We start from the raw sequence: 11,935 nt of genomic DNA, 5'->3' as shown, positions 1-11,935 counted from the left end.
GCCATGAACGAACTCGCCACCCGCGACGCGGCCCGTCGCCACGAGGACAGCATCGACGTCCAGGGCCTGGAACGGCTGATCCATAGCCATGCCGGCCACCTGGATGCCGATGAGGACTACTGGTTTCGCCTGCGTGGCCACAACCTCAACCCGCTGGTCGATGCCGCCAGCTCGTTGCTCGGCATGGTGGTGAGGGTCCGCCAGCTCGAGCGGCTCGACGACATCGAGCGCCTCTATCGCCAGGTGGTCGACGAGATCGCCGCCATCGAGATCGAGCTGACCGAGCAGGGCTACGACCGGCCGGCCCTGCTGGCCTATCGCTATGTGTTGTGCTCGTTCATCGACGAAGCGGTGATGAGCACCGACTGGGGCCAGCAGAGTCAGTGGGCGGGGCATTCGCTGCTGACGCGTTTCCACAACGAGACCTGGGGCGGCGAGAAGGTCTTCTCGATCCTCGCCCGTCTGCGCCAGGAACCGCGTCGCTACCGCGACCTGCTGGCCTTCATCTACCTGTGCCTGTGCCTGGGCTTCGAGGGCCGCTACAAGGTCATGCCGCATGGCCGCGAGGAATACGAGCAGGTGCTGCGCGAGCTGGGCGACCAGCTGGTGGCCCTCGACGAGCCCGGTGAGGACGGCCTGACCCGCCCGCTGGACAACGTGCTCGTCGCCGCGCGCCGCCAGGGCGATGGCCTGCCGCTGTGGGGCATCTTCGCGCTCTTCGCCCTGGCCATGGCGGTGGTCTATGCCGGCTTCTCCTTGTCGCTGGAGGAGCAGGCCGATCAGCTCGGCCTGCTGCTGGAACGCATCATCGACTAGCCGCTCGGCTGCTCGGACAACCGCTTCGCTTATGACATCACGGGAGAGACCATGCTCAGGGTAGAGCTATCGGCACTGATCGGCCGACTCAACACCATCGCCCGCCAGGGCCTCGAAGGCGCCGCGGCGCTGTGCGCCGAACAGCAGGCGCCCGAGGTGGGTGTGTCCCATCTGTTGCTGGCCTTCCTCGACCAGCCCTTGTGCGACCTGCGGGTGCTGCTCGACGGCGAGGATATCGCGCCCGACACGCTGCGCCGTGCGCTCACCGAGGATGCCCGCCCGCCCCGCGACCTGGAGGTGGCCACGCCGAGCTTCTCGCCGTTGCTGGTCGAGCTGCTGCAGGATGCCTGGCTGCTGGCGAGCGCCGAGTTCGGGCATCACGAGCTGCGCAGCGGGGTGATCTTCACCGCCCTGCTGCACCATGCCGAGCGTTACCTGGGCCCCCGGGGCGAGCGGCTGTTGGCCGGCATCAACCGCGAACGGCTGCGTCGCGACTTCCCCCGGTTGACCGGTGATTCCGCCGAGGCCGGTGCGCCGGAAGGCGAGCGAGCGGCCGCCGCGCCGACGCCGACGGGCGACGACAGCGCGCTTGCGCGCTTCGCCACCTCGCTGACCGAGCAGGCGCGCCGCGGCGAGCTCGACCCGGTGCTGTGCCGCGACCCCGAGATCGACCAGATGCTCGACATCCTCGGTCGGCGGCGCAAGAACAACCCGATCGTGGTCGGCGACGCCGGGGTCGGCAAGAGCGCCGTGGTCGAGGGCCTGGCGTCGCGCATCGTCGAAGGGCGAGTGCCCGAGGCGCTGGCCGGCGTGGAGCTGGTATCGTTGGATCTCGGTGCGCTGCAGGCCGGGGCCTCGGTCAAGGGCGAGTTCGAGAAACGCCTGAAGGCGGTGATCGAGGAGGTCAAGCACGCGGCCGTGCCGACGCTGATGTTCATCGACGAGGCGCATACCCTGATCGGTGCCGGCAACCCGGAGGGCGGCGCCGACGCCGCCAACCTGCTCAAGCCGGCGCTGGCCCGCGGCGAGCTGCGTACCATCGCCGCCACCACCTGGCGCGAGTACAAGAAGCACATCGAGAAGGACCCGGCGCTGTCGCGGCGTTTCCAGCCGGTCGCCCTGGGCGAGCCGGACGTCGAGCAGGCGCTGGTCATCCTGCGTGGCCTGCGCGACGTCTACGAGTCGACCCACGGCGTGCTGATCGGCGACAGCGGCCTGCGTGCCGCCGCCGAGCTCTCGGCGCGCTACCTGGCCGGCCGGCAGCTGCCCGACAAGGCCATCGACGTGCTGGATACCGCCGGCACGCGGCTGGCCCAGGCCCTGGACACCCCGCCGCGCCGGCTCAGCCACCTGATGAGCGAGCAGCTGGCCGCCCGGCGTGAACACGACCAGCTAGAACGCGAGGCGCTGCTGGGTCGCCATCCCGATGCCGCGCACCGTGATGGCCTGGCCGAGCGTCTGGCCGGCCTGGATGAGGAGCGCGCGACCCTGGAGGCCGCCTGGCGCGAGCAGCGCGACGCCGTCGACGCCATCCTGGCGCTACACCGCGGGTTGCTCGCAGGCGAGCACGAGGATGCCGAGGCCCGCGAGCGCCAGACGGCGGCGCTGGCCGAGCACGAGGCCCGCCTGGCCGAGCTGCAGAGCGAGTTCGCGCTGGTCAACTCAAGCGTCGAGGAGGCGCAGATCGCCCAGGTGATCGGCGACTGGACCGGCGTGCCGGTGGAGCGCATGACCCGTGACGAACTGGCGCGCCTCACCGAACTGCCCGAGGAGCTGGGCCGGCAGGTCAAGGGCCAGGACCTGGCCATCGAGCGCCTGCACCGCCACCTGCTCACCGCGCGCGCCGACCTGCGCCGCCCCGGCCGTCCGCTGGGTGCCTTCCTGTTGGTCGGCCCCAGCGGCGTGGGCAAGACCGAGACCGTGCTGCAGATCGCCGAGCGCCTGTATGGCGGCCGTCAGTTCCTGACCACCATCAACATGTCCGAGTACCAGGAGAAGCACACCGTCTCGCGGCTGATCGGCTCGCCGCCCGGCTACGTGGGCTTCGGCGAGGGCGGCCTGCTGACCGAGGCGATCCGCCAGCGGCCCTACTCGGTGGTGTTGCTCGACGAGGTCGAGAAGGCCCACCCGGACGTGCTCAACCTCTTCTATCAGGCCTTCGACAAGGGCGAGCTGGCCGACGGCGAAGGGCGCGCCATCGACTGCAAGAACGTGCTGTTCTTCATGACCTCGAACCTCGGCTATGAGGCCGTGGTGCGTCATGCCGACGACCGCGCGGCGATGGACGAGGCGCTCTACCCGGTGCTGGCCGACTTCTTCAAGCCGGCGCTGCTGGCGCGCATGGAGACGGTTCCCTACCTGCCGCTGTCGCGGGAGATCCTCCACGACATCGTCACCGCCAAGCTCGAGACCCTGGCCGGGCGCATCCGTGATCGCCACCGCCAGGCCGAGGTGGTGCTGGAGCCGGCGTTGGCCGAGGCCATCTGCGAGCGCGCCACGCGCAGCGAGAACGGCGCCCGGATGCTCGAGTCGGTGATCGACGGCGAGCTGCTGCCGCCGGTATCGCGGGCGTTGCTCGATCGCCTGGCGCGTCACGAGCCGGTGACCCATGTCGCCCTCGGCGTGGACGCGCAGGGCTTCACCGCGGAGGTCGGGTGACGTGAGAGGCGATGGCGTGCTCGAAGGGGGCGAGGCGTGCGCGCCGAGCCCGGCGCTGGTCGGCATGGCTGAGGCGCTGCGGCTGGTCGAGGGCGATTCGCCGGCCGAGCTGCGTCGGCGCGCCGTGACGCTGCTGCGCGAGCGCCTGGCACTGCCCTGGGCACGCTGCCTCGGCCTGGATACCAGCGGCCGCTGGCTGAGCGAGGAGGGCGAGGCGCCGCGCCTGGCCTGTGATGACTTCCGCCATCCCTACGCCCATGCCATCCGTGGCGGTCGGCCGCTGGTGCTGGGCCTCGGCGAGGCCCGCTCGCGGCTGGACCACGAGGCCTTCCAGGCGGCCATCGGCGGGCTGCCCGCGGCCTGGCGGCTGGCGGTGCGACCGCTGCGTGCCCGCGATGGCAAGCGCGAATGGCTCGGCGTGCTGGCCTTCGCCGGCCCCGCCGAGCGCATCGCGGCGCTCGGTGAGTGCGACGACTTCCAGGCCTTCGAGGCGCTGTTGTGCCGCCTGTGGGCCTGGCTGGCCCGCCAGCACGACGAACGCCGCCATCAGGCGCGCCTGCGTGACTCGCTGGCCGAGCTCAACGACGGCGCGCGCCGGCGCACCCTCAGCGAACGCCTCGGGCGGCGAATCCTCGGCGAGTCGTCGGCTATCCGCGCCTTGCGCGACCAGCTGGTGCGGGCCGCCGAGACCAACCTGGCGGTGTTGCTGCAGGGCGAAACCGGCACCGGCAAGGAGCTGGTGGCGCGGGGCATCCACGAGGTCTCGGCGCGCCACGCGGGCCCCTTCCTGGCGATCAATTGCGCGGCGATCCCCGAGAGCCTGCTCGAGGCCGAGCTGTTCGGCCACGCGCGGGGCGCCTTCTCCGGCGCCGAGCGTAGCCGCGAAGGCCTGTTCGGCGAGGCCGATGGCGGCACCCTGTTCCTCGACGAGATCGGCGACATGCCGCTGGCGTTGCAGGCCAAGCTGCTGCGCGTGCTGGAGTCGGGGCGCTATCGCCCGCTGGGTGACGACCGTGAGCGGCGGGTCGACCTGCGACTGGTCGCGGCGACTCATCAGCCGTTGCATCGCCGCATCCGCGAGGGTGCCTTCCGCGCCGACCTGTACTACCGCCTCGGCCAGTTCCCGCTGACGCTGCCCGCCCTGCGTGAGCGCCGCGACGATATCCCGGCGCTGACCCAGGCCTTCATCGACGACTTCTGCCGGCGTGAGGGGCGCGAGGACCTGGGGCTGAGCCGTGCGGTGCTGCGCACGCTCGCCGAGCGCGACTTCCCCGGCAACGTGCGCGAGCTCAGAAACCTCATCGACTACGCCTGCGCGATGACCCACGACGGCGAGGACATCGCCCCCGAGACCTTGCCCGACGAGGCCGTGGCGCCACCCGCCGACGACGAGGCTGCGGCGCCGGCCGCGACCCCGGCGGCCGACCACGAGGAGGTCGCCGACCTGCGTCGGGCGCTGCGCGACTACGAGGCGACGCTGATCCGCCAGCGCCTGGCCCGTTTCGACGGTAACCGTACCCTGGCGGCCGAGAGCCTCGGCCTGCCCAAGCGGACCCTGGCCCACAAGTGCCGACTGCTGCAACTGGATAGCCCATGAACGCGATCGACCTTCTTCCCGCCCCGCGCCCCCGCTGGCTGGCCGGCCTGGCCCTGCTGCTCGGCGCCGGGCTGTCATCGGCCCCGACCCCGGCTCAGGACACCCGCCTGCAGGCGGCCGAGGCGTGTGCCGAGCAGCCCTCCCGGCTGGGGCGGCTCGAGTGCTACGACACGCTGTTCCTCGAGCGCTCGGGGGTGGCCGAATCGTCGCCGACGCGCTCGCCGTTGTGGCAGGCGGTCGCCGATCAGGAGGCCGGGCGGGACGATGCCGCGTTCGGCGTGCGGGTGGGCGAGACCGCCGATACGGTGCTGATGAGCGTGCCGGCACTGGGCACGCTGCCGCCGCGCCCGCTGCTGGTGATCAGCTGCGACGCCGCCATCACCCGTTTCCAGCTGCATCTGAACGCCCCTATCGAGGCCTCGCGGGCGCCGCTCACGCTGCACGGCGAGGGCGCCACCCTGGAGCAGACCTGGCGGGTGCTGGACGACGGCCATGTGATCAGCGGCGGGCGGGGCCTGCCGGCCATCGGTACCCTGAAGCGCCTGCTCGGCGGCGAGCGGTTGCGGCTGACGAGCGAGCAGCCCGCCATCGACGGGCTGCGTTTCGATCTCGATGGCTGGCGCACGGCGATCGAGCCGCTGCGCGCCATGTGTCGCTGGTAACGGAGTCATCATGCAGATCACCCAATACCACCAGCTCGCGGCGTTGCTCGACCCGATCGCCGAGGGTGTCGGGCAGCCGGTCGTCGACCATGAGGACTACGACTGGCTCGACGAGGAGATGATGAAGGTCGGCTCGCTGCGCCACGGCGAGGTCGACTGGCACGGCGCCGAGACGCGGGCCGCGCGGCTGCTGGCCGAGCACGGCAAGGATCTCAAGGTGCTCGGTCACCTACTGCACTGCCTGCAGCACGACGGCGATCCGGCACGATTCGCGTTGTCGCTGGAGTTGCTGGCCGGCGCCCTCGAGGGCTGGTGGGAGGAGGCCTACCCCTTCGCCGGGCCGCGTGGCAAGCGGGCCCGGCCCAAGCTGTTCCAGCAGTTCGCCCAGCGCGCGTTGACGCTCGCCGAAGGGCTGGATTTCCTGGGGGCCGCCGAGGAGCATGCCGCCTGTCGCCAGGGGCTGGCCCGGCTACGCGAGCGGGCGACCGGCCACGAGTTGCCGGACGAGCCGTTGGCGGATCTGGCTCGCCTGTTCGAGAAGGCCACGCCCTCGGCATCGGCGCCCGCGCCCGCTTCCTCGCCGCAGGCCGCCGGCGGCGAGGCGACCGCCACGCCCTCGGCCGAGGCCGAGCCCGCGACGGCTCGGGCCCCGGAGGCACGGCTCGAGTCCGGCAACGATCGCGGCAATCGTCAGGCGCTGCTCAAGATGGCCGATTTCCTCAACGAGCAGTCACCCGGCGAGGCGCTGGGCTACCGGCTGCGTCGCCATGCGGTCTGGCATGCCATTCAAGGGCTGCCGATGACCCGTGACGGGGCGCGCACCGAGCTTGCGCCGGTGGCCGGCGATCGGATCGCGGAGTATCGCGAGGCCGCGGCGGGGCGCCCGACGCTGGATGACTGGCGGCGCATCGAGAACAGCCTGGCGTTGGCCCCCTACTGGCTGGAAGGGCATCGCTTGAGCGCCGAGGTGGCGCGGCGGCTCGAGCATCCGCGCTGCGCCGAGGCGATCCGCGACGAGACGGCACGCTTCATCGGCCGCCTGCCGGGCATCGAGGCGCTGACCTTCAGCGACGGCACCGCCTTCCTCGACGCCGAGACGCAGACCTGGCTGGCGGACGTGGCGGGCCCCGGGGCGCCGGCCGCGGTGATGGGCGGTGGCGACCCCTGGCAGGCCGGACTGGAAACGGCCCGGGAGCGCCTCGCCGAGGAGGGGCTGGCGCCGGCGCTGGCGGTGCTCGACGAGGGGCTGGCGGCGACCGCCTCGCCCCGCGAGAACATCTATTGGCGCCTGGCCAGCGCCGACCTGCTGCACGAGGCCGGGCTCGCCGCCCTGGCCCGTCAGCACTATCAGGCATTGCACGATGCCGTGGCGAATCTCGAGCTGGAGCACTGGGAACCGGCCCTGCCGGCACGGCTGGCGGCGGCGCTCGAGGCATGAATCACGGTGATCCGATGGAATCGACAGGGACGAGGGAGCAAGGCTCATGTGGAGACGAATAAAGGCGGGGCTGAGCCGCTGGGTGCCGGGCATGTCCCAGGCGGACAGCCAGCTCAACCAGGCGCGCGGGCACGCCAACAAGGCCAAGGGCCTGAAGCGCCTGGGCGCCTGGCTATGGTGGTTGCTGGTGGTCGCCCTGCTGGTGGCGATCTGGTGGCTGGGGCCGCAATGGCAGGCCTTCGATAGCCGCCCGCTGGGGCCTTGGGTCAATCGTCTGTTGGCCACCCTGGCGCTTGCCGGGGTGGTGGCGGTGGTGTGGGGCATTCGCCTGGCGCGCCGCCTGCGCACCCTGAACGACGAGCGCCATGACGAGCAGCAGCGTCAGCAGGACCCGGTGCTCGGCCAGATCGAGCGTCAGGAGGAGAGCCTCGACGCGACCCTGCATGAGCTCACCGACAGCCTGGGTGGCGGCCACAATGCCCGCTACAAGCTGCCCTGGTACCTGGTCATGGGCGTCGAGAATGCCGGCAAGACCAGCCTGATCAATCGCTCGGGGCAGAACTTCGCGCTGACCCACGTGATGAAGGCCTCCGGCCAGGGCAAGCGCGGCCGGCTGGGCTTCGACTGGTGGATCGGCGACAAGGCGGTGCTGATCGATCCCGATGGCGAGCTGCTGACCCAGGGCGCCCTGCAGGGCGGCGAGCCGGCCGAGCTGGAGAGCCGGCTGTGGGATCACTTCGTCGACTGGCTGGAGCGGCATCGCTCGCGGCGCCCGCTGGACGGCGTGGTGCTGGTGCTCGACCTGGCGCGGCTCAGCGATGCCGAGGTGGCGGTGCGCAAGGCCTATGCCTCGCTGCTGCGTGCGCGGCTGCGCGAGCTGATGGAGCGCCACGGCAGCCGCCTGCCGGTCTATGTCACCTTCAGCAAGATGGACCTGCTGCACGGCTTCGATGACTTCTTCCGGCATTATTCCCGGGCCGCCCGTCGGGCGCCGCTCGGCTTCACCTTCTCGGCGGCGTCGCTCGACAAGCCCGGCCGCTGGGAGTCGGAGTTCGCCGAGGCCTACGACGGCATGCTCGAGCGGCTCAACCAGACGCTGCCGACGCTGCTCGCCGAGTGCCGCGACCGCGACGAGCGCGAGGCGGTGTTCCGCTTCGTGCGCCAGCTGGCCGGCCTGCGTGACGTGCTGCTGGGCTTCGTCGGCGAGGCGTTGTCCAGCGACCGCTTCTCCACCGCGGCGCTGGTGCGCGGCGCCTACTTCACCTCGGTCTACCAGCAGGGCGTGCCGGAGGACCCCTTCGTCGATGCCGCCGCACGGCGCTATGGCATGAACGATGGCGTCCAGCCGGCCCATCGGGCGACCCGCTCGGCGCTCTACTTCACCGAGGAGCTGTTCGAACGCATCATCTACCCGGAATCGGGACTGGCCGGCGACAACGCCCGGGCGGCGCGCCGACGGCGGCGGGTGCGCAGCGTCAGTTCCCTGGCCTGCCTGTTCGTCGGCGCGGCGCTGGTCGGCGGCTGGTACCACTTCTATGAGAAGAACGGCCAGGCCCTGGCGGCGGTGGAAGACAAGGCCGAGGCCTTCCTCGCCGTGCGCCCCGGCAACTGGCAGAGCGACGACCCCACCGGCAAGGCACTGCTCGAGCCGCTGGACCGGCTGCTGGGTGCCACCCAGGAGTTCGGCGACTACCGTTCGCGCCCCTGGCTGCTGGCCGACATGGGTCTCTACCAGGGCCACGAGCTGGGCGTCGAGGTCGACAACGCCTACCTGCGCCTGCTCGAGCAGCAGTTCCTGCCGGCGCTGATGATCGGCATCATGGACGACATGAACCGCGCCCCGGAGGGCAGCAACGACAAGCTGGCGCTGCTGCGTATCCTGCGCATGATGGCCGATGCCAGCGGCCGCCAGGCCCAGCGCGTCCACGACTTCATGGAAGACCGCTGGCAGGAGGCCTTCCCCGGCCGTGGGGATGTCCAGCGCCGCCTGCTTTCGCACCTCGACTACGCCCTGGCCTATACCGACCTGGCGGGGCATGTCGAGGCCGACGAACCCGGTGCCCGCGAGGCCATGGCGCCGCTCGAGGGCAGCATCGCGGCGGCTCAGCGCGAGCTCGCCCGCCAGCCCATGGCCGAGCGGGTCTATGCCTCGCTCAAGGCCGGCATCTCGCAGGGCAGCGCCGCCCCGATGGACCTGCGCTCGAGCGTCGGCCCGGCCTTCAGCCTGGTGTTCATGGCGCGCAACGACGACGCCGAGCAGGTGCGTATTCCGGGCCTGCTGACCCGCAACGGCTTCGAGGGCTACTTCCTCGACCGGCTGGATAAGGCCACCGAGCTGGCCCTGATCGACACCTGGGTGCTCGGCCAGCGTGACGACATCGACTTCAGCGAGGCCGATCGTCGCCGCCTGCAGGATGCCCTGCGCGAGCGCTACATCAGCGACTACCACGTCACCTGGCGCGAGGCGCTGGCCGATATCCGCCTGGTGCCGCTGCCCGACCTCCATCAGGCGGTGGTGGTCGCCGACGGCCTGCTGGGGGCCAGCCGCCCGCTGGATCGCCTGCTCGGCGAGGTGAGCGAGCAGACCCAGCTCTATCCGCAACTGCCGGAAGACGACGAGGCGGCCCGTCAGGCCCTGCAGCAGTCGCCGCGTTACGATCTGGCCAGCGAGATCGCGCGCCACTTCAGCGCGCTCAACGAGCTCAGCGAGGCGCGGGGCGACAATCCCTCCAACCTCGACGAGATCAAGGCCGCGATTGCCGAGCTGCGCGATTACCTGCGCCAGGTCGACGAGGCCAGCAACCGTGGCCAGCGGGCCTTCCTGCTGGCGCGTGACCGACTCTCGCTGCAGGGTGAGGACCCCATCGCCCGGCTGCAGCGCATCGCCGAGGATGCCCCGGCGCCGGTGGGCGGCATGCTCGACAGCCTGGCCGACCAGAGCTGGCAGCTGCTGATGGCCAGCGCGGTACGCCACCTGGAAAGCCAGTGGATGGACGAGGTCGTGGTGCCCTTCCAGCAGCGCCTGGCCGGCCGTTATCCGCTCTCGCCCCAGGCCTCTCGCGAGGTGGCACTGGCCGACTTCGAGGAATTCTTCGCCCCGGACGGCACCCTCGACACCTTCTATCAGCGTAACCTCCAGCCCTTCATCGAAGGCGCGCCGGAGGCCCTGCGCAACGCCGAGGGCGATTCCCTGCTGCGCCAGGGGGTGCTCGATGCCGTGCAGCGAGCCGAGCGCATCCGCGAGGCCTACCTCAACCGTGACGGCGTGCTCGACGTGGCCTTCAGCCTGGAGCCGCTGAGCCTGAGCGCCGACAGGCGCCGCGGGGTGATCAGCGTCGACGGCCAGTTGATCGACTACGCCCACGGCGCCAGCCGCCGGGTGCCGATGATCTGGCCCAACGGCCTGCGCGACAGCAACGAGAGCCGCGTCACCCTGGTGCCGAGCCAGGTCAATCACTCGCCGCGCACCCTGCGTCGCGACGGCCCCTGGGCCTGGTTCCGTCTGCTCGACGAGGCCCAGCTCACCGGCGCCGGCGAGCGCGAGCTGGAGATCAGCTTCGAGGTCGATGGCGGCAGCATGCGTTATCGGCTGATCGCCGACGGGCCGCGAAACCCCTTCACCCGGCCGCTGGTGGCGGGCTTCCGTCTGCCCACGGCCCTCTACGCGGAAGGAGGGTAGGGCGATGCTGACGACGCTGAAACGCTGGTTGGGCGCGGCCGACGCCGCGCCCGGGGAAACAGCCGGCGCCAAGCCCGCGCCGCAGGACGCGGCCCCGGAGCTGGTGGATGCCGGCGAGGACGATGTCGCGTTGCTGCTCGAGGCCGCCCGGCGCGCCGAGGGGGAGGGGCTCTCTCCCTGGGTGCTGCGCGACGAGGCACGCCTCGAGACCCTGCGTCGCTCGCTGGAGTTCGTGGTCCATCGCGGGCTCTGGCTGCAGCGCGAGGCGGGGCAGGTGGCACACTGGCAGGGCCGCTTGCTGGCGCTGCGTCACGGCGACGGGCCGGTGCTCGGCATGCTGCTGGTGTGCCGCCGCGATGACGAGGCCGCCTGGCAGCTACGCTTCTTCTTCATCGCACCGCAGTGGCAGGGCCGTGGCCATGGCGCCCGGCTGCTGATGGCCGCCCGGCGTGAATTACGCGGTACGCCGCTCAAGACCCGGATGCCGCTGACTGGGGCGGCGCCGGCCAGCCTGGAGGCGGCCGGCTTCCAGCGCATGCACGTGGACGCCGGCGGGGTGGCCAGCTTCGAGGCCCCCGCGCAGTGGAACGATCAACGCGAACGTAAGCACGGCGCCTGAACGGCGCCGCGCATCGGCAGGAGGACGACGCATGGGACGCAAGTTCGTATTGTTGGGGGATATCGGGACCGACCACGAGGGCTTTCCCCCCACGCCGGTGACCGCCGGCAGCCCCACGGTGATGATCGATGGCAAGCCGGTGGCCCGCCAGGGCGATCCCCTGGCCCCTCACGACAAGCCGAACCACAGCCAGCACCCGCGGGCCATCGCCGGCGGCTCGGGCAGCATTCTGGTCGATGGCATACCGGTGGCGCTCACCGATCACGCGGTGGACTGCGGTGGCGTGGTGATCGGTAGTGCCAGCGGGGAGGGCAGCTGACATGGCCGATCGTAGCGGACTACAGTTCACCCTGAGCCTCACCGGCATCGATGCCGAGGGCGACGCCGATCCGGCGGTGATCGACTTCACCCATGAGGAGGCGCTGTCGGCGCCCTTCCACCTGCGGGTGCGTTTCGCCAGCCGCGC

At 71.3% G+C, this 11,935-nt stretch carries 8 protein-coding genes; all 8 read left to right on the top strand.

Going from position 1 to position 11,935, the window contains the following annotated elements; genetic code table 11:
* Positions 1–3 precede the first annotated feature (3 nt).
* Genes icmH through ETC07_RS08470 form a run of 8 tightly spaced genes read left to right on the top strand, consistent with a single transcriptional unit; the run spans position 4 to position 11,788 of the window.
* Positions 4–816 carry a type IVB secretion system protein IcmH/DotU gene (gene icmH, locus ETC07_RS08505; protein WP_136248085.1) on the top strand — a complete coding sequence of 271 codons (813 nt, stop codon included), beginning with the start codon at positions 4–6 and terminating at the stop codon, positions 814–816.
* Between the two features lie 51 nt (positions 817–867).
* Positions 868–3,474, top strand: a complete 2,607-nt coding sequence (gene tssH / locus ETC07_RS08500; RefSeq protein WP_136248084.1) for a type VI secretion system ATPase TssH — start codon at positions 868–870, stop codon at positions 3,472–3,474.
* 1 nt (position 3,475) lies between these two features.
* Positions 3,476–5,071, top strand: a complete 1,596-nt coding sequence (locus ETC07_RS08495) for a sigma-54 interaction domain-containing protein (protein WP_240724597.1) — start codon at positions 3,476–3,478, stop codon at positions 5,069–5,071.
* Positions 5,068–5,733, top strand: a complete 666-nt coding sequence (gene vasI / locus ETC07_RS08490) for a type VI secretion system-associated protein VasI (RefSeq protein ID WP_136248082.1) — start codon at positions 5,068–5,070, stop codon at positions 5,731–5,733. Before ETC07_RS08495 ends, vasI begins: the two co-directional genes overlap by 4 nt.
* Before the next feature lie 10 nt (positions 5,734–5,743).
* On the top strand, positions 5,744–7,171 hold the full coding sequence (gene tssA / locus ETC07_RS08485; protein WP_136248081.1) for a type VI secretion system protein TssA: 1,428 nt from the start codon (positions 5,744–5,746) through the stop codon (positions 7,169–7,171).
* 46 nt (positions 7,172–7,217) lie between these two features.
* On the top strand, positions 7,218–10,850 hold the full coding sequence (tssM, locus tag ETC07_RS08480; protein WP_136248080.1) for a type VI secretion system membrane subunit TssM: 3,633 nt from the start codon (positions 7,218–7,220) through the stop codon (positions 10,848–10,850).
* A gap of 4 nt (positions 10,851–10,854) precedes the next feature.
* Positions 10,855–11,469: a GNAT family N-acetyltransferase gene (locus ETC07_RS08475; protein WP_136248079.1), complete on the top strand. Its 615-nt coding sequence runs from the start codon at positions 10,855–10,857 to the stop codon at positions 11,467–11,469.
* Between the two features lie 31 nt (positions 11,470–11,500).
* Positions 11,501–11,788, top strand: coding sequence for a type VI secretion system PAAR protein (locus tag ETC07_RS08470; RefSeq protein WP_136248078.1), 288 nt, complete (start codon positions 11,501–11,503; stop codon positions 11,786–11,788).
* Positions 11,789–11,935 lie beyond the last annotated feature (147 nt).

Source organism: Halomonas borealis (assembly GCF_004798905.1).
Lineage (GTDB): Bacteria > Pseudomonadota > Gammaproteobacteria > Pseudomonadales > Halomonadaceae > Halomonas > Halomonas borealis.
This window is presented reverse-complemented; position numbering and strand designations above follow the sequence as displayed.